This is a genomic window from Actinocrinis sp. (assembly GCF_035946395.1).
Classification (GTDB): domain Bacteria; phylum Actinomycetota; class Actinomycetes; order Streptomycetales; family Catenulisporaceae; genus Actinocrinis.
The window spans coordinates 1-19,136 of record NZ_DASYZI010000313.1 but is presented as its reverse complement, the minus strand read 5'-3'; the positions used below and the strand labels follow the sequence as shown (position 1 = coordinate 19,136).

Genomic DNA, 19,136 nt, shown 5'->3' with positions numbered 1-19,136 from the left:
CTCCGCGATGCGGAGACCGGGTGCGGGTACGTACATCACTGGCTCGGCCACGCGCCGTCGATGTCCGATGCCGTCTGCGGGATCGACCAGCCCTGGCCGAACCACGCGGTGAACGCCTTCCACTCCTCACCGGAGCCGACCGCGGCGGGCATCATGTCCGACGCGTCGAACCGGAAGGTGGCGTTCGGGTCGGTCAGGTACTTCGCGGACAGCTGGTCGATCGGGTCGCTGTACAGGCTCTGGTCCACGCCCTGGTTGGCGGAGACCCAGCCCGGCGCGACCTTGATCCGGGAGTCGGCCCAGGCCGCGGTGGACAGGTAGTTCTGCACCGCCTGCACCTCGGGACGCGAGGAGAACGCGGTCACGAACTCGCCGCCGCCCTCGACCGGGGTCGGGACGGACGAGCTCATCGCCGGCAGGTAGAACGCGAACACGTCGCCGTCCTGCGCGACCTTGGTGCCGGTCGGCCACTGCGCCTCGTAGAAGGAGGCCTGCTGGAGCATCCAGCAGTCGCCCTTGAGGATCGGCTTGCCTGCGTCCTGGAAGGTCGTGGTGGCGATGGTCTTGACCCCGCCGAAGCCGCCGTTGACCCACGCCGGGTTCTGCATCCAGCCCGCCACGGTCTGCATGGCCTGCTGGATCGGCGGGTCGGAGAACTTCACCTTGTGGCTGACCCAGTCGTCGTACGTGCTGCCGCCCGACTGGCGCAGCACGACCTCCTCCAGCCAGTCGGTGGCCGGCCAGCCGGTCGCGGTGCCCGAGCCGATGCCGCCGCACCACGGCTTGCCCTTGCCGGACGAGGCGATCTTCGCGGACAGCGACATCAGGTCGGCCCACGTGGTCGGCACCTGGTAGCCGGCCGCGGCGAACGCCTTGGGCGAGTACCAGACCAGCGACTTCATGTTCGCGCTCATCGGCGCGGCGTAGAAGGTGCCGTCGACCGAGCCGTACGACTTCCAGGCGTCGTTCCACTTGGCCTCGTTGGCCACGGTCTGTGCCGGCGGCTTGGCCACCTTGTGCGTCTTGACCATCTGCTGGAGCAGACCGGGCTGCGGGATGACCGCCAGGTCCGGCGCGTTGCCGCCGGACACGCGCACGCCGAGCTGCGACTCGAAGTCGTTCGAGCCCTCGTACGAGATCTTGATCCCAGTGCACGAGGAGAACTGCGCCCAGGACTTCTGCAACGAGTCCGACTCGGGGCTGATGATCGAGGCGAACATCGTCACCGTCGTCCCCGAGTGGCCCGCGTAGGCCTGGTACTGCGCGCAGTCGCCGGTAAGGGTCGGCACGGGCGTCGCGCTGTTGGAGCTGCTACTGCTACACGCGGACGCGAGCAGCGCCGCCGAAGCCGCGGCGGCCGTGGCCGCCACCGCCCGGCGCCGTCTGCGGGACGAGCGTCCCCCGCCCGAGCGCTCTGATTCGTCACGGCTGCGGGTACTCTGTCCCCGTTCGCCAGAGGGTGTGAACATCAGCGTCCTCGATCCCTGACTCGCTAAGTTACCGTGCGTTCCCAGGAAAGTCGTTGACTCTGCCCGGGAAATGACATGTGAGATGCAACCTTGCTTTAGTTTCCGCGTCCAGCGCAACCAGTGGATCAACCCGGTAACGATTCGGACAACGCGCCGCGTCCTCCCGGGAGACAACTTCTGTAACCCTGAGCTCACGAGCATGGAAGCGGCCGGAGCGCAGCCGCGCACGGCCGCGCTAAAACGATAAAGCTGCGCGCCGTTCTCGCGCTGCTTCGCCACCCCGTGATGTAACTTTCATGCGCACCGTATTCGACCGCCCGGCCCGACCTCCTCGTTCACCGCCGGCCTGTCCCATCCGCCCGATAAGCTGCGTCCATGGCGACGCAGGCAGCGGACGAAGCGACGCAGGGCCGTCTCGACATCCACCTCGCCGTCGTCGAAGGCGTGCTCGAACGCATCACGTACGCCAACGAGGAGACCGGCTACACCGTCGCGCGTGTCGCTGTGTCCGATTCACCGCGTGGCCGCGGCTCGGACGACCTGCTCACCGTCGTCGGCGCGCTGCTCGGCGCGCAGCCGGGCGAGTCGCTGCGCATGCGCGGCCGCTGGGGTTCGCACGTGCAGTACGGCCGCCAGTTCCACGTCGAGAACTACACGACGGTGCTGCCCGCGACCGTCCAGGGGATCCAGCGCTACCTCGGCTCCGGGCTGATCAAGGGCATCGGCCCCAAGCTCGCCGAACGCATCGTCGAGTACTTCGGCACCGACACGCTGACCGTCATCGAGACCGACCCGGAGCGCCTCGTCGAGGTCCCGACGCTCGGGCCGAAGCGCACGAAGCTGATCGCGGACGCCTGGGTTGAGCAGAAGGCCATCAAGGAAGTCATGGTCTTCCTGCAATCGGTCGGCGTAACCACGTCCATCGCCGTGCGTATTTACAAGGAGTACGGCGACGCGTCGATCGACGTGGTCAAGTCCGAGCCTTACAAGCTCGCCGCCGACGTGTGGGGCATCGGCTTCAAGACCGCGGACGCCATCGCCACCTCCGTAGGCATCCCGCACGACTCCCCGGAGCGCGTCAAAGCGGGCATCCAATACACCCTCTCCCAAGCCTGCGACGCCGGAAATTGCTACCTCCCCCGCGAAAAGCTCATCGAAGCCGCCGTCAAAATCCTCACCGTCGACGCACAGCTCACCTCCGCCTGCCTCGACGAACTGATCACCGCTGAAGGCGCCGTACGCGAAACCCTGCCCGGCGAGTGGACCGACACCGAGGCCGTCTACCTGGTCCCCTTCCACCGCGCCGAGGTATCGCTGGCCGCGCAACTGCTTCGCCTCAAGAACACCACCAACGACCGCTTGGCCGCGTTCCAAGACGTCGACTGGCCCAAGGCCCTCGCGTGGCTGCACGCCCGCACCGGCCTCGACCTGGCCCCCGAACAAGAACAGGCCGCCCGCCTCGCGCTCACCGCCAGGCTCGCCGTCCTTACCGGCGGCCCCGGCTGCGGCAAGTCCTTCACCGTGCGCTCCATCGTCGAACTCGCCAAAGCCAAGCGCGCCAAGGTGGTGCTGGCCGCACCCACCGGCCGCGCCGCCAAACGCCTGGCCGAACTGACCGGCGTTGAGGCCGCCACCGTGCACCGCCTGCTGGAACTCAAACCCGGCGGCGACGCGGCCTTCGACAAGGACCGCCCCTTGGACGCGGACCTGGTCGTCGTGGACGAGGCGTCCATGCTCGACCTCCTCTTGGCCAACAAACTGGCCAAGGCCGTGGCTCCCGGCGCGCACCTGCTCCTGGTGGGCGACGTGGACCAACTCCCGAGCGTCGGCGCCGGAGAGGTCCTGCGCGACCTCCTCGACGCCGAGCCCATCCCGCGCGTCCGCCTGACCCAGGTCTTCCGGCAAGCCCAGCAGTCCGGCGTGGTGGTCAACGCGCACCGCATCAACAAGGGCAAGCCGCTGCTGCTGCACGACTTCCCGGACTTCCACCTGTTCACCGAGGACGAATCCGACCAGGCCGCCGCCCTGGTCGTCGACCTGGCGGTCAACCGCGTACCGCGCAGGTTCGGCCTCGACCCGCGCAAAGACATCCAGGTCCTGGCCCCCATGCACCGCGGCCCGGCCGGCGCGGGCAGTCTCAACGTCCTGCTCCAGCAGGCACTCACCCCGCACCGCGACGGCGCCCCCGAGCGCCGCTTCGGCGGCCGCGTCTACCGCGTCGGCGACAAGGTCACCCAGATCCGCAACAACTACGACAAGGGCGCCAACGGCGTCTTCAACGGCACCGGCGGCATAGTCACCGCCATCGACCAGGAAGCCCAGCGCCTCACCATCCGCACCGACGAAGACGAGGAGATCCCCTACGACTTCGCCGAGCTGGACGAACTCCAACACGCCTACGCCGTCACCGTGCACCGCTCGCAGGGCTCGGAATACCCCGCAGTGATCATCCCGGTCACCACCAGCGCCTGGGCCATGCTCCAGCGCAACCTCCTCTACACCGCGGTAACCCGCGCCAAGAAGCTGGTCGTGCTCGTCGGCTCCGAACGCGCCCTGGCCCAGGCGATCCGCACCGCCGGCTCCGGCCGCCGCCACACGGCACTGGACCTGCGCTTGGCGGGTGTGCTCCAGTCCGGGTGACGGCGGCGGGATTGGACCGGCTTGGACCGGCTTGGACCGTGTCAGACTCCCGGCTCCGAACGACCGGCGGCCGTGACGTGGCGCCCTCAGGAGATGGCGGACGGAAGCACGCCGGCCGGCCAGCGGCCGAGCCAGAACGCGATGCGCGAGGAAACGCCGATACCGCTCGTCGAGCCGTCGTGCGGGACGACCTCGGTCGGTGCGACGTACCCTTCGCCGGGTTCGATCCGGATGCGCACACAGTTGAGTGCTCCACCTCGGCGCACGAACTCTCGGACGTCCGCGGTGCGCGGGTAGTCGTCGAGAATCTGGTTCCCCGCGGTGACGTCCCAGACATCCTTGGTGGCGAGGATCAGGAAGCGATGGCCGGGGCCGAGATTGACCGCCAGGCGTCTGCGGCTGTTCGCTCGTTCACTGATCGGCAGCTGGTCGAAGTTGTCGAGGTGGATTCCGTTGTGCTTGCCGAACCGCTGGTCCACGGTGGTCGTGCGTTGCCCGCCCGGGCTGTCGACATGGCCGATGAACGTGCTGGCATGCCCCCCGGCGAACGGATCGAAGTTAATAGTCTGACTATGATTCAAACTGTATTCGGTACTACTCTCGCGAATACGCGCCAATTCGTCCGATCCGACGGGCAGGCGGATGATCTCGTGCAGCATGTTGCCCGTCGCATCCGCGGGCGGGCGCAGTGAAGTAACCTGCTTGGCGGCCAGCGGCCCCCATTCGTCATCCGGCAGCAGCACCTCCGGCTCGTAGCCGGGCTCGTCGTGAACGAGACTGACCGAAGCGATCTCGCAGCGACCCTTCACGTCCAGTGCGTCGATCGATGCGATGTAGGTGCTCATGAGGTCTGCCCAGGGGTTGAGGTAGGAAGGTCGGCCAGCGCCCGAATCCTCCCATGATGTCTGTTTCTGGGCAGCCACGCCTCTTCGGGATGTCAACCTAAAGAAGCCATACCCGGGCCGACGGCACTGGTGTAGAGCTTCTGACTCGACGACGCGCGGCCCGTTTGGTCGCCCGGTAGGCGAACAGACCCATGCTTCTCGGTGTTGTGATCGTTTGGGTCGACTTTGCCAGTTATTTACCCTTTGTTCGTCAGGTGTGCTCGGCTGTCAAGTGGGTGATATTACCGTTGGACAATGGAATGTGATGACAGGGGACTTCGTCACCCGATTCAGGGCCATAGTTCATTCTTTGCGAAGTTATGGCCGAACAGGCATCTGTTTCTCCGTTGTTACGCAACGCCATGCAGTGGACAATGAACCTGGGCCCCTGGTCGTGAAGCACGATCAGGGCCGAGCCACAGGAGGGGCGCCTGTGTCAGTTGTAAGGACTGGGGACGGTCGTGTTCTGACATTCGAGAGCTGGGGCGCGCAGAACGGCGCGCCGGTGTTTCTGATGCACGGCACACCCGGCAGCCGGATGGGTCCTCACCCGCGGCCTGCCGTACTCTACCGGCTGGGCATCCGGCTGATCGCCTATGACCGGCCCGGCTACGGCGGTTCCGACCCGCTGAAAGGCCGCTCGGTGGCACATGCCGCCAGCGACGTCGAGGCCATCGCCGACCATCTCGGGCTGGGCCGGTTCGCGGTGGTCGGCCGCTCCGGCGGTGCTCCGCACGCACTGGCCTGTGCCGCACTGCTGCCCGACCGCGTCACCCGGGCCGCCTTGCTGGTGAGCCTGGCCCCGCGGGACGCCGAAGGCCTCGACTGGTACGCGGGCATGACGCCGTCCAACGTGGCCGAATATCACAACGCCGAAGCGGGGTACGAAGTGCTCGCGGCGCGCATCAGGACGTACGCCGACCGCATCCGCAGCGATCCCGCATCGGAACTGCCCTTCGAGCCGGCCGACCTTCCCGCACCCGACCGCAGAGTGGTCTCCGACTTCGGCATCCGCAGCATGCTGGTGGACAACTTCTCGGAGGCGCTCAAGGACTCCTACACCGGCTGGATCGACGACAACATGTCGTTCACCGTTCCCTGGGGCTTCTCCGTCGAGGAGATCAAGCGCCCGGTGCTGATGTGGCACGGTGAACTCGACGTCTTCTCTCCGGTCGCGCACACCCGCTGGCTCGCCGAGCACATCCCCAGCGCCTCGCTGGTGCTGGACAGCAACTCGGCGCACTTCGGAGCCGTGGCCGTGCTCCCGCAGGTGCTCAGCTGGCTGGCGGAGGGCGATAGGGAGCCGGAGCAACCCGCCGCCGCCTGACGTCTGGCGACAGCCGTAGCGCAGGCGCGGTTCGCACGTAGTAGGGGAGCAGCCGTGATCGGCCGGGGCGCTTGACGCGTCCCGGCCGATCCGCCTGGTGCCGATCCGGCGTGACTGTCAGGTCGGCTGCGGTTCCAACTCGCGGTCCGTCCGCTCGTACCGCCGCGCGGCGACCACCGTCGGATGGTCATCGCCCAGCTTCGCCGCGAGCGCGGGCAACAGCCTGTCCCGCAGCGTGCGTGCTCTGATGGAGTCGCCGAGCGCGTCGAAGTCCAGCGAAAGGTTCAGGCCGGTGGCCATCGTGTCCGGGTGGGTCTCGCCCAGCCTGCTGATGAACCCTTCGTACGTGCTCTGATCCAAGCCCACAGCCTCGCCGTGTTCGCCCTGCGATGCCAGGCAGTTGGCGAGGTTGACCGACGCGGAGAGCACGTACGGATGGTCGGACACGAACAACCGGTTGAAGCCGGCCAGCGTCTGCCGGATCGCGGCGGTCGCCTCGTGGTCGTGGCCGGCTCGCCGCAGATAGACCGCGAGGTTGTTGCGGCATACGTGCGAATACGGGTGTTCCACGCCCAAGCGCGCCTCGTACGCGGCGAGCGTCTCGGCGGTGGTCTGCACGGCCGCCGGGGCGTTCCCGGTGGCGGCCTGGTCGGCGGCGAGGTTGATCTTGCAGGCCAGCGCGTCCGGAGTCTCGGTGTCGAACTCGGCCGCGTAACGCTCAAGGGTCTGCTCGGTGAGATCGCGCGCCCGCGGGTGCCGACCGGCCTCGCGCAGCGAGATGGCCAGCGACGTGGCCGTGCGCAGGGTCTCCTGGAAGCTCTCGTTCAGTTCGTCCAGATAGTCCTGGTACGCGCCCTCAAGCAGCGTGATCGATTCCTCGTACTCGCCGAGCTCACGCAGGTCGCGGGCCAGGGCGGTGACCGAGAACAGCGCGTACGGGTGCTTCGGCCCCAGCACGGTGCGCCGCCGGCGCAGCGTGTCGCGGTCCAGGTCGCGGGCGCGGATGTTGTCGCCGACCAGGCGGCAGGAGACCGCCAGGTTGTTGGCCGCGGACAGGGTCCGCTCGTGGTCCTCGCCGAAGATCTCCTTGAGGCTGTTGTACGTGGCCTCGTCCATCTCCAGCGCGTCCTTGAACAGGCCGAGGCCGCGCAGGTCGGCGGCCAGGCCGCCCGCGGTCATCAGCGTGTGCAGGTCGTTGGACGGCAGCGCCTGCTGCTGGTCGGCGAGGACGGCTTCGTCCATCTCCCGGGCCTTCTGGAAGTTGCCCTGGGAGCGGTAGACGTTCCCGATGTGGAAGCGCAGGTGAAGCAGCTGACGGCGCAGCAGGTCCTGCGCCACGTCGCCCGGCGCCTGGGCGGTCTGTCCGGCCAGGGCGGCCGACCAGGAGCGGTCGAGAAACTGGGAGAGTTCGAGCGCGCTGTCGAATGCGCCGCTCTTCCACTGGTACCGCACCCAGTCGATCAGCAGTTGCCGTACCGGCTCTTCGTCGCAGGTGACCGCTTCGGACGGGGTCAGGTGCGGCCAGATCAGCGCGTACTGGTCCCAGTTGCGTGGGTCGTCGGTGTCGCCGCGGGCCGGGCGTGCGGCGGCCAGGATCCGGTGCACGAGGTGCACGGTGTCGCTGCGGTCGGCCGGCACGAGCTGATTGCGCAGATAGGCCTGCATGAGCCGGTGGATCTGCAACTCGTTGTTCTGCGCGTCGATCTTGGCCAGCGCGAGCCGGTTGATCTCCTGGGTGACCCGGCCGAGCATCATCGGCACGCGCAGCGAGCCGTCCAGCGGCACCAGCGCGTCCACCGTCTGCTGACCGTAGATCAGGTCGAGCGAGATGTCCGGGGCGAGGAAGGCGCACATGTGCAGCAGGCGCAAACCCGCCTTCGAACGCTCCGCGAGCCGGTCGAGCGAGATCTTCCAGGTCGCCTCAAGATTGCGCGGGTAACCGGCCGGCTGGTCGAGCGAGAGGATCCGGGTGCTCTCCTGCTCCAGCGAGACGAGGTAGTCCTCCACCGAGGTCCCGGTCTCGGACAGCCAGGCGGACGCGACCTCGACGGCGAGCGGCAGGTCGCCGAGGACCTCCGCCACCCGGTCGGCGTCGGTCGAGGTCAGCGTCGGCAGGCGCCGCGAGAGGTGGGCCACCGACTCCTCGCGTGCGAAGACGTCGATTTCGAGCGGCTCGGCCACCTGCGTCCAGGACTGGTTGCGCGAGGTGATCAGCGTGTGTCCCGAACCGCTCGGCAGGTATGGCCGCAGGTCGTTCGGATCGTCGGCGTTGTCGAAGACGAGCAGCCAGCGCTGGTACGGCGGACCGCCGACCCGCAACCGGTCCAGCGCCTCGCGGGCCGCCTCCGCCTCGCTCTCGCCCACCCGGATGCCGAGCCTGCGGGCCAGTTCCGCCAACGACTGGCTGATCAGTCCCGGCTGCTCGGCGTCCAGCCACCAGATCAAGTCGTAGTCGGCCTTGAACCGGTGCGTGTACTCAAGTGCCACCTGCGTCTTGCCGACACCGCCGAGGCCGTGCAAGGCGACCGGCAGCACGACCGACACGCTCTTCGACGCCAGCTGGCTGCGCAGATGCTCCAGCACCGGGTTGCGGCCGGTGAAGGTGGCGTTGCGCGGCCCGACATTCCAGACGAGCGGAGCGGCGCCGGGGAAGCGCGGGGTCGGCCGGGCCGGGTCCGCCGGGGTGGACGGCACCGGCAGGTCGAGGATGCGCAGTACCGCCTCCGTGGCGGCGGTGGCCGAGAGCCCGCCGAGTTCGATTGTCGGGCGTCCGACGAACGGCTCGGCGGTGCGGACTTCGGCGACGTTGATCGCGATCAGCTGGCCGCGGCTGCGCGACGGGTCGGTGTCGGCGACCGCACGGGCGAACGCGAGCGTGTTGCGCGAGATCAGATACGACGGCGAGACGATGGCCACGGTCCGGTTGCGCGAAAGGGTGGCCGCGGTGCTTTGCGACTCCGGGCTGTCCGCGTCGAACTGCACGGTCCGTATTCCCGCCTGCTCCAGCAGTGCCGAGATCCACTCGGCCCACATGCGGTCCTCGGGCACGTAACTGAGCACGATGTCGCCCGGGTGCGGTGGACGGCGGCGGGTGAACGCACCGAGTACGCGCTGGCGCTCCGCCTCCGGAATCGGATCGGCCGCGGTCACCTCGCCGTCGGTGATGTAGCCGGCCAGCCGCTCGAAGGTGGACAACAGCGAGTTGGGCAGACCCGGGCGGTCGCCGAATGTGGCGAGCGTCTCCTCGTATGCGTAGAACGGGCGGTACGGCACTTCCACCGAACCCCAGTACAGGGTGCGTTCCGCGTCTGTCATTCCCCTGGGCAGCGATATGAAGCGGTTGCGGGCCAGCGCGCGCCCGGCGTCGGCCTTCTCCTTCTCGCCCTCGTCGATGCGGGTGGGTACCGGCAGGATCCTGATCCCGCGGGCGGCGTACTGCGTGTCGATGTGCTGGGCGACCGTGGCGGCGCCGTCGATGCCCTGGTCGCTGAGGGTGAAGCAGGTCACCAGGATGTGCGGGAAGTGCAGCGTGCAGATCTCCGCCACGTCGCTCAGACCGGTCCGGCTGTCGATGAGCGTGTAGTCGTAGTTGCGGCTCATCTCGTCGCGCATCGCGTCGAAGAACTCCCCGCCGCCGCGCATTTCGTAGAACTCGTCCCAGTCGATGCCGGCCAGCGTCGCCGAGTAGTCCTGGTTCTGGCTGCCCGCCGACATGAAGTGCAGGACGCCGCCGTGCGGGAACTCCCACTCGATCGAGACGGTGTTCTCACCGACCTTGGCGTACTCGCGGTGCCAGTCGAGCGGCCGGCCGGGCTTCTCGACGGTGGTCGCGAACCGGTACTGCCGGATCATGTCGATGACGCCGGGGGTGTCGGCCACCGCGGCGAGGTCCAGGAAGGGGTGGAAGAACCGGTGCAGACCCGGGGACTCCAGGTCCCAGTCCACCGCGAGTACCCGCTTGCCGGTGCTGGCCAGGATCCACGCGGTGTTCGCCAGGGCCATCGTGCGCCCGGTACCGCCCTTGTACGAGTAGAAGGTGACGATCTTCCCGTTGCGGGGCGCTGTCATTACCGGTCCTCCGAGGGTGCATGCGGTTCGTCGTAGCCCTTGCCGTTCGCGCGCAGGCCGCCGGGCCCGAGGCCCGGCGCACGCAGCCGCAGCCGCTTTCGGGGCGGCGTGGAACTGGGGCTGCTGGGCGGAAACGGCTTCGCGAGGCCCAGGTAGTGCCGTTCGGCGGCCCAGAGCACCGATGGCAGGTCATTAATAAGATCCTCGATCGTCTCCAGGCCGTCCACGGCCCGGGGCGTTTCGAAGCGGCATCGTGCCCGCGTTCTCGAAAGCGTGCTCTCCAGCCTGCTCTCCAGATCGACCTCGGCGGCTATCGAGTGCCGGTTCGTCCGGTTCCACGGGATGACCAGGCGCACCCAGCTCTTGTCCACGGTGCGCCGGTCGAACGCGGCCAGCTTCTGCTGGAGGTCCGGCTGCTGCGCCGCCCACGGGTCGACGATCAGGATCGTCGGTGCGGTCGCCTCCGTCGTCGGGATCAGTTCCCGGCAGCGCTCGGCGCTCTCGATGAAGGCATAGAAATGCAGGGCTTCGGCCAGCCGTTTGGCGGTCTGGGCGACTTCTCCCTCGTAGTGCGGCAGGTACGGCCGCCAGTGCACCGCATCGTCGCCGTAGAGTTCGGGATCGCAGCCCCGGGGTAATCGCCCCGCGCGCGGAGCGGCGACCACGATCCGGACTTTGGGCCGCTCCGTGAGCGGTACTTGCCCGTCGGCGGGATTCGTCTTCGCGAACGCGTTGGGCAGGTCCTGGTAGATCGGCGCCGGGACGGAGGTCGACGGGGCGTTGTCCTCCGCGACGAACGTGATCCGGCTGGCGAAGAAGTCCACCACCCGGTGGTACCGCTCTCGCAGTTCCCGGTGGGTCATCAGGTAGCGCAGGCCGTGCTGGTGGTATTCCGGTCCTAAATCAGGATGCGTGTACTGCACGTTCCTGATCGCCTGCGGGACCGACTCCGGCCGGATCGGCAGCCAGAGCACCGGGATGAACGCTTCCCGGTCCTCGTTGTACCGCACGAAGTCGCGGTTGATCCGCTCCGCGAACGCGCTCCACTCCTTGCCGCAGTCCTGGCTGTCGAAGTACTCGGCGCTGTAGAGCGCGACGAAGGTACGGCAGACGGCCAGCGCGCTCGCCAGCCGGATCGGCCAGTTGCCGCCCAGCGGGATGTGGGCGTCCGAGTGGCCGGGCACGATCGCCCGCGGATGCCGGGCCCGTTCGATCACCGCGATGCCCAGATCCTCCTCGAAGCGCCGGACCAGCGCGTCGCGGTCGAAACGGTCGTGGGTGCCCACACCGCTGCTGTGCGCATAACTGAGGAAGAAATACAACGGCGGCACATCGGCTCCGGCCTCCGGACGCGACGGCACGACTCCGCCTCCCTCCCCCAGGCGTCTGTGCCGCCCGGCTGCCCCAGTTGTAAGAACTCTGGTATCCACGGGCAGCGGCGGTGAAACATCGCGCCACCCGCGCTATGGAGCGAACCGGCGCATCCACCGCTCGGCGAACTCAACTGCCTCGCGGACCCGGAAGAGCCGGCATTCGGCGTTTCCGACCAGCCCGGCGCGGACCTGCTCGGACGCGTGTTCGAATTCCTTGCCGAGTTGGCCGAACTCGCCGTCGTCCAGTTCGATGTCCTCGAATTCGGTCCATCCGTCTCCCGGCGCGTCGGCGATCCGGCATTCGTAACTGCGCTTCGGCCGCAGTTTGTACCGGTATTCGGCCAGATGGAACGTCGTGCAGACCGAGTAGCCGACGCCGAGCAGCAGCACCCGCGCGTCCGCCTTGTGGAGCGCGCCCATCGGGGAGCGCGGTCCGAGGTGGCAGTCCAGGTCGTGGACGGCGGTCAGTATATCAGCCTGCTGACCGATCGCGGCGAAGGAGGTCTGCGGATGGGTGCTGCGGCAGGCGCCTGGCAGGGTCCTGACGCCTTCTGCCAACGCGCCCATCCCGCTCGACGGCGTGGTGAGCGGGTCGAATCTCGGCAGCGCCATCCGATATTCGAGCTGCTCCTGTTCGCTGAGCGCAGCCACCGCCTCCCGGTGAACCCGGGACGTGGTCGAGTTCCAAGCGGTCTGAGTCGGCACGACGAGCGTTCCGGCGGGGCCGAGCACGTCGAGCAGGGCTTGGATGACCGTCGACGCCGTCGCGGGGCGCGGGGCGACGTGGCGTAGCGAGGCGTGCACGAGCACGATGTCGCCTGCTGCGAGCCCGAGCGCTTCGAGGTGCGCGGCCAGGGCTCGGCGGTCCGAGCCCGTGGTCAACGCTGAGCTCGCAGGCCGGTTTCGGGTTCGGCGCGGGGGAGAGCCCCGGTTTGCCGCAGCGCGGCTTGCACCGGCTGGCCGGCCGGATCGTCGAACCAGGTCGTGACGGTGAGCTGCATCCCGTCGACGAACCGTCGGCCGAGGTCGGTGAGGTCTGCGCAGTCGCGCAACTGCCCAACCGCGTCGGCGGTGTCTCGCCGCCATCGGGCGAACTCGGCCTGCGCGAGAGCCTCCGTTGTGGTGCCGCCGGCACTTCGAGCGGTCCGCCAGAACTCGGTCACCCCGACGCCGACGTATGCCTCCTCCAGCATCCCCGAGAGCGGCAGCGGATCCGGGTGCCAAGGCGTGTTGTACACCGCGACGCTCGCGGAACGGTCGAACAGGTGGAAGAGGTCGAGGATCCCGCCGATTTTGACGCGCTGGAACGTGTGTACCAACTGGAGTGCCAATGCCGCGGGATCCTCGGACAGGACCGCGCCGACCACACCGAACGATTCTCTCGTGGCGGCGGCCGGGTCGGGCCGCGACGCGCCGAGCGGCATCAGCGCCCTGAGTCCAGCTTGCAGCCCGGGCAGGTAGGCAGGCATGCCCGCTGCCAGCAGGTCGATCGCGTCCGCGAATCCGGACTGCCAGGCCTTCGCCTCGGTAGCCGAAATCCGACCGATCTCGGATCCCTGGTGTTCCGAGTAGGCGTCGGCCTCTTCCAGGCAGATGTCGAAGTCTCGGGTGGCCAGACGGTGGACCGGCTGCCATGCGGGGTCGGGCGTCGGGTCGCCGAATTCCAGCCGCAAGCGGTCGGTGTCGCAGGTGATCGTGATTCCGGAGCCCGTGATGGACACCAAGGCGTCGCTCTGGCCGCGTGTCGGGAACGATCCGACCATGGGCAGCCGCACGGCGCCTGCGACGACGGGGACCGTCAACTCGGCCGTGGCGCCCGCAAGCACAGCTGCTGCGGCGGCGAGCGCATTGAGGTGGTTCAGCCTTACTGCCTGCGCTCGGCCGGCGTGCAGCGCGTCGAGGCATTCGGCCGCCCAGGCTCTCGTGCGAGAGTGTCGCAGAACCCTCTCCACCGCCTGCGGGGCGCGGGAGTCGAGTTCGGCGAGCAGATCACCTGCGGCGGCGAGAGAAGCGGTCGAGCGGGTCTCGGCGATCAGCGTGCCGACGAGCTTCCGGCGGATCGAGTCCTGACTCTCGGCCAGGCTCCTGACGGCTTCGCCGGATCCGTAGCCGGACGCGAGCCCGTCGAAATCGGCTGCGTGCAGCGCGTGCGAAGGCTCTCTCACCGTGGTCGTACGGCTGCGGACGTGCAGGATGGTCGCCTTGAGGTCATCGCAGTACACCGACGGATTCGCGAAGCCGGTCCCGCTGCGGAAGCGATGCGCGTAGAGGCCACCGCCACAAACATCGACGACGGGACATAAACGGCACGTCCTGCACAGCCCGGCCAATCCCTGCTGACGGGCCTCGATGCCTTCGTGCTCGGCGGCTTCGTCGAGCGTGTGGTCCGCGATGTTCAGGCCGGTGGCGGCTGCGCCGTCGAAGGCCGTCTTGAGCGAATCCGCCTGCTCGATGGCGCCGTCGGTCTCGATCACCAGCAGATCCGACGGTGTCAGGCCGAGGGATTCGGTCTGACTGGGCTCGCCGCGCAGGACGGCGAGGATCGAGTCGAAGGTGCGGATGGGGAACGGCGAGCCGTCGGCCTGCCAACGGTCGAACACCGCGATTAGCCAATCGGCGTACTGCGCGCGTGCCGCGTTGGGCCGAGTGGGTGGAGTGTCCCAGGTGGCGTGCGGCAGCAGCAGGTCGACCCGTGGGGGCCGCTCGGCCGCCAGTGCTTCGTATACGGCGACCGGATCATTGCCGATATCGATCGTGCAGAGAATTCCCGCGTACAGGCGTGCGAACTGCGGACGGCGTAACAAAGCCAGCGCGCGCAATACGTCCGAATGGCTGCTTCGCCCGTTCGCGAAACGCCGGTGTCGGTCGTTCGAAGCGCGGTCCCCATCCAGGGAGACGCCGACGCGGACGCCGAATTCGGCGAACAACGCGCAGAATTCGGCGTCGAGGAGTACTCCATTAGTGTGGATGCGCAGATCTAATCGCGTTACCGGTTCGATCCGGTCGCGTAACACAGTCAGAACGGTGCGCGTGCGCTCCAGTCCGAGCAACAACGGCTCGCCACCGTGGAGAACGACGTGAACTTCCGGAAGTTGATGTGCAACCGCGTGTTCGGCAATTCGCTCGGCGACGAGTGACGCCGTCGCGTCGGAAATCGCCTTGGGGCGGCCCCGCCAACTCTGGTCGGCGTGCTCGTAGATGTAGCAGTGATCGCACGCAAGATCGCACCGGCTGTGCACCTTCAGCACGAACTGTCGGAACGGCAGTATGTGCGTCATCAGGCATCCAGCCGGCGCGATCGCAAGTACGGCCTCAGATCGAGGAGTTGAAAGCCCCGGCGGTGGACTGGCCGGCGGCCGCCAGCTGCGCCTCCCGCGCGCGAACCAGCTCGGTCAGCGGCACGTGCCGCAGATCCGAGACCACAGACACCAGCTCCGACTGCGTCTCCACAATTGCGTTCATGATCTGTCACCAACCCGTCTAGCGCATAGGAAAGACCTCCGCGGCGCGGAAGATCAGACCAGCACTGCGTTAGAGGGTTATGGGTGATCATTCCATCGCTCGCAGTTGTGTCCGAGGCCATCTTGCACATGTGTCTTGACCGAGTCAAGCTGGATCGCTAAGGTGATGATTTTGTGTGCCTGAAAGGCCGATTGTCCGTTTGTTGTGCCGAACAACCAAAATCTGTCATGAAACGGCGACCAAACCACCCCCCGAGCGTCTTTACGCGCACCAGGCAGTATGTATTCGGCTGATGGCCGCCGCTGCCGACTCGCGGAAATCACCCCGCGTTTCGTCGTATTCGCCAGCTTTCGCCACCGCGCTCGCACTGACGCTGGCACACTTTTGACGAGCGAACGGGCGCCGTCGGCTTCCCCTCCGTACCCCAATCGTCGCGAGTCACGACGCGTCAGGCAAGCCCAGCGTTTCCCGGCAGCCACAGTCGCGCGACGGTGCCGCCGCCGGGAGCCGGCTGGAGGCTCACCTTGCCGCCGGACTCCTCGGCGACGTGCGAGACGATGGCCAGGCCGAGACCGGAGCCGGGGAGCGAGCGAGCGCTTTCGGAGCGCCAGAAGCGGTCGAAGACATAGGGCAGGTCGGCAGGGTCGATGCCGGGGCCCTGGTCGGTGACCGTGTACTCGCCGGCGTGGAGGCGGACGGTGACTGTGCCTTCGGCCGGCGAGAACTTCACCGCGTTGTCGAGGAGGTTGAGCACGGCGCGGTCCACGGCGGTCGGGTCGCCCTGAACGAACCAGGGTTCTATGGCGATGTCGAAGTGCAGGCCGGGGCCGCGTAGCCTGGCGCGGTCGATTGCGCGGCTGACGCTTTCGTGTAGCGCTACGCGCATGGTGCGCCTTGTGCCGCGCTCTTGGCCGCGGGCCAACTCCAGCAGGTCGGTCACCAGGCCGGAGAGCTCGTGGAGTTGCTGGTCGACGCTGACCAGCATGGTCTCGCGGCGTCCGGCGGGTAGCTCGCGTCCGGTGCGCTCGCTGCGTATGAGCAGGTCCACGTTGGTGCGTAGCGAGGTCAGCGGGGTGCGCAGTTCGTGGCCGGCGTCGGCGATCAGACGGCGCTGGCGGTCGCGGGAGGTGGCCAGGGATCTGGTCAAATTGTTGAACGCGGCGCCCAGGCGGTTGATCTCGTCCTTGCCGTCGATCGGCAGTTTGACGGACAGGTCCTCGGTGCGGGCCACGTGTTCGACCGCCCGGGTGAGCCGGCGGACCGGCTTGACCGCGGAGCGGGCGACGACGAGGCCCGCCATGGTCGCCACCGCGACTCCTCCGGCGGCGGCCACCACGAGCCACAGCGTCAGTTGGCTCAGTGCGGAGTCGACTTCGCTCAGCGAGCCGATGTTGGACACGGCCGTTCCGGTGACGATTTGGACCGTATAGACCCGTACGTGTTCGCCGCCGGTGGTGTACGTGTCGTAGAAGACCCCGTGGTTCAGCGGGGCTTGGAGAGTTCCGGCCGCGACGGCTTTCTGTGTGTCCGAGGGCTTCACGCTCAGGTCGCTGTTGGTCGCGCAGGAATGTCCGGCCGCGTCGACGTATTCGAGGCTGAATGGGCTGCTGGGGCCGCCGGCCGGACCACCGCCCTCGTCGCCGGGGAAGCCTTGGAAGGCTCCTGCTCCGCAGTTCTGGGCCGGCGCTGTCGAGCCGGCGAGAGCACGGAGGTCTGGCGGCCGTATTCGGGCGAGGACCTGGTTCACTTGGTTGTTGAGCTGCGCGGAGACCAGGAAGTACGAGGCGAGCGCGGCAACGATGATCGCTATCGACACCGAGACGGCTGAGAGCAGGGCGAAGCGGCCGCGTAGCGAGAGCTTCTTCAGTACACCGCCCGGTCGGGGCAGCTTCACGACGTGCCACCGTGGATGGCGCCGTGGGTGCTGTCGTGTGCGTCCGAGCGAGTGGTGGTTCCCGCCGTGGTGTCTACGCGCAGCACGTAGCCCACGCCGCGCACCGTGTGCAGCAGCCTTGGCTCGCCGCCGGACTCGGTCTTGCGGCGCAGGTACATCACGTACACGTCCAGCGAGTTGGACGTCGGGCCGAAGTCGAAGCCCCAGATCGACGCGAGCAGCTGTTCGCGGGCCAGCACCTGGCGTGGGTGCCGCAGGAACATCTCCAGCAGGTTGAACTCGGTGCGGGTCAGTTCGATGCCGCGCTCGCCCCGGCTGACTTCCCGGGTGAGGATGTCCATCCGCAGGTCTGCGTAGGAGAGCACGTCCGACAAGGCGTCTGCGGGTTGCGCGGCCTCGGTGAGAAGGGCGCCGCGGCGTAGTAGGGCACGCAGCCGGGCGTACAACTCGTCCAGGTCGAACGGCTTGGTCAGGTAGTCGTCGGCGCCTACGTCCAACCCGGTGACCCGGTCGCCGACGGTGTCACGCGCGGTGAGTAGCAGTACAGGCAGCGCTGCGTCGAAGGAGCGCAGCCTGCGAAGGACGGTCAGGCCGTCCATGCGCGGCATCATCACGTCGAGCACGATCGCGTCGGGCAGCTGTTTGGCGATCGCCTCCAGCGCGCCGAGGCCGTCGCCGGCCATGGCGACCTCGTAGCCCTCGAACTCAAGCCCGGCGCGCAGTGCCTCGCGCACCGCGGGCTCATCGTCGACGACCAGGCTCCGGCTGCTCGTCTCGTTCGCGGACATCGACCCTCCGTATCTTTTTCGTGCCGTTCAAGCTGTTCTCACCCTCGCAATCTCTCATGAGAGGAGGGTGAGAACAGGATGTGACTAGGGCAAATGCTTGACTCGTTGTGGCCGGGCCTGGCCGGTCAATCTGCGTGAACAGGCGCTGTGCTGGTGCTGCGAGCCTCGGGCGGCGTTGGCTGCGGCGTCCGCTCCCGTTTGATGGTCAGCTTCCCGTTCTTGATCAGCGCCAGGCGGGGCACCCGGCGGGCGATCGCCGAATCGTGGGTCACCAGGATCACGGTGAGACTGTGCTCCCGCCACAGCGCTTCGAGCACGACGAAGATCTCGTCGCGGGTGTCCTCGTCCAGGTTTCCGGTGGGCTCGTCGGCCAGGATCACCTTGGGCTCCTTGACCAGCGCCCGCGCGATGGCGACCCGCTGCTGCTGGCCGCCGGACAGCTCCGTCTGGAGATGGCCTGCCCGGTCGCCGAGGCCGACCTCGGCCAGCGCGCGCGCCGCGCGTTCGCGCCGTTGCTGCGCGGGCACGCCGAGCGGGACGAGCGCCGTCTCGACGTTCTCCTGCGCGGTCAGCGTCGGGATCAGGTTGAAGGACTGGAAGACGTAGCCGAAGTTCTCCGCGCGCAGCCTGGTCAGCTGCGTCTCGCTCAGCTTCGCCAGGTCGCGCCCGTCGAACACCAGGCTGCCGGCCGTCGGTCGGTCCAGCCCGCCGAGCAGCTGGAGCAGGGTGGACTTCCCGTGACCGGTCGGGCCCTGGATGACGAGCATGTCGCCGTCCGGGATCGCGACATCCACGCCGCGCAGCGCGTGCACGACATCCTTGCCGCGGTTGTACTGCTTGGTCACGCCGGTGACTTGGTACATGTCAGTGGTCTCTTTCGGGGAGGGGTCAGGCGACCTTGCGCAGGGCGTCGGCGGGACGCAGGCAGGACGCGCGCCAGCCGCCGAAACCGCCGGCGATCAGGCCGCCGAGCACGGCCAGGCCCACCGCGAGCAGCAGGACGTTGAGCGCGACGGGCGCCGAGAGGTGCACCGTGACCGACTGCGAGCCGAGTTGGCGGAACCCGCCGCCACCTGCGCCGCCGGGCCCATTGCCGCCGCCGGGCAGCCCGTTTCCGGTCGGCGCGGAGATCCCGCCGGTGGACGCCGTCAGGCTCGGCGCGACCTTGTCGATCACGAACGCGGCGGCGAAGCCGAGGCCGATGCCGAGCGCGCCGCCGATCAGGCCGGTG

At 68.1% G+C, this 19,136-nt stretch carries 12 protein-coding genes and 1 pseudogene; 2 read left to right on the top strand and 11 right to left on the bottom strand.

Going from position 1 to position 19,136, the window contains the following annotated elements; translation table 11 throughout:
• Window positions 1-35: 35 nt before the first annotated feature.
• Window positions 36-1,370: a carbohydrate ABC transporter substrate-binding protein gene (locus VGS97_RS19085; RefSeq protein ID WP_326854940.1), complete on the bottom strand. Its 1,335-nt coding sequence runs from the start codon at window positions 1,368-1,370 to the stop codon at window positions 36-38.
• Window positions 1,371-1,844: 474 nt separating this feature from the next.
• Between VGS97_RS19085 and VGS97_RS19080 the strand changes: the two genes are divergently transcribed.
• Entirely contained in the window at window positions 1,845-4,109 is a 2,265-nt protein-coding gene (locus VGS97_RS19080) for an ATP-dependent RecD-like DNA helicase (protein ID WP_326854939.1), read from the top strand.
• An 86-nt stretch (window positions 4,110-4,195) separates the two neighbouring features.
• On the opposite strand, the gene VGS97_RS19075 is transcribed toward VGS97_RS19080, so the two are convergent.
• Window positions 4,196-4,954: a hypothetical protein gene (locus tag VGS97_RS19075; protein WP_326854938.1), complete on the bottom strand. Its 759-nt coding sequence runs from the start codon at window positions 4,952-4,954 to the stop codon at window positions 4,196-4,198.
• A 553-nt stretch (window positions 4,955-5,507) separates the two neighbouring features.
• Here VGS97_RS19075 and VGS97_RS19070 point away from each other — a divergent pair.
• The gene (locus VGS97_RS19070) at window positions 5,508-6,320 is read left to right on the top strand and encodes an alpha/beta fold hydrolase (protein ID WP_326854937.1); all 813 of its coding nucleotides are present in this window, start codon (window positions 5,508-5,510) and stop codon (window positions 6,318-6,320) included.
• Between the two features lie 117 nt (window positions 6,321-6,437).
• Here the strand turns inward: VGS97_RS19070 and fxsT are convergent, their stop codons facing one another.
• From fxsT to VGS97_RS19025, 9 genes and pseudogenes are all read right to left on the bottom strand, one after another.
• The gene (fxsT, locus tag VGS97_RS19065; RefSeq protein WP_326854936.1) at window positions 6,438-10,388 is read right to left on the bottom strand and encodes an FxSxx-COOH system tetratricopeptide repeat protein; all 3,951 of its coding nucleotides are present in this window, start codon (window positions 10,386-10,388) and stop codon (window positions 6,438-6,440) included.
• Entirely contained in the window at window positions 10,388-11,749 is a 1,362-nt protein-coding gene (locus VGS97_RS19060) for a TIR-like protein FxsC (protein ID WP_326854935.1), read from the bottom strand. The genes fxsT and VGS97_RS19060 overlap by 1 nt, the downstream gene beginning before the upstream one ends.
• Before the next feature lie 102 nt (window positions 11,750-11,851).
• Window positions 11,852-12,643 (bottom strand): AAC(3) family N-acetyltransferase, encoded by a 792-nt coding sequence (locus tag VGS97_RS19055; protein ID WP_326854934.1) that lies wholly within the window; start codon window positions 12,641-12,643, stop codon window positions 11,852-11,854.
• Window positions 12,640-15,039, bottom strand: a complete 2,400-nt coding sequence (locus VGS97_RS19050) for an FxsB family cyclophane-forming radical SAM/SPASM peptide maturase (RefSeq protein ID WP_326854933.1) — start codon at window positions 15,037-15,039, stop codon at window positions 12,640-12,642. The genes VGS97_RS19055 and VGS97_RS19050 overlap by 4 nt, the downstream gene beginning before the upstream one ends.
• Window positions 15,040-15,073: 34 nt before the next feature.
• Window positions 15,074-15,223 carry a hypothetical protein gene (locus VGS97_RS19045; protein ID WP_326854932.1) on the bottom strand — a complete coding sequence of 50 codons (150 nt, stop codon included), beginning with the start codon at window positions 15,221-15,223 and terminating at the stop codon, window positions 15,074-15,076.
• A 448-nt stretch (window positions 15,224-15,671) separates the two neighbouring features.
• Window positions 15,672-17,117, bottom strand: a complete 1,446-nt coding sequence (locus tag VGS97_RS19040) for a HAMP domain-containing sensor histidine kinase (protein ID WP_326854931.1) — start codon at window positions 17,115-17,117, stop codon at window positions 15,672-15,674.
• The gene (locus VGS97_RS19035) at window positions 17,114-17,905 is read right to left on the bottom strand and encodes a response regulator transcription factor (protein ID WP_326854930.1); all 792 of its coding nucleotides are present in this window, start codon (window positions 17,903-17,905) and stop codon (window positions 17,114-17,116) included. Before VGS97_RS19035 ends, VGS97_RS19040 begins: the two co-directional genes overlap by 4 nt.
• Before the next feature lie 125 nt (window positions 17,906-18,030).
• Window positions 18,031-18,768, bottom strand: a complete 738-nt coding sequence (locus tag VGS97_RS19030) for an ABC transporter ATP-binding protein (RefSeq protein WP_326854929.1) — start codon at window positions 18,766-18,768, stop codon at window positions 18,031-18,033.
• A 25-nt stretch (window positions 18,769-18,793) separates the two neighbouring features.
• A pseudogene (locus tag VGS97_RS19025) lies at window positions 18,794-19,136 on the bottom strand (ABC transporter permease); the annotation flags it as partial.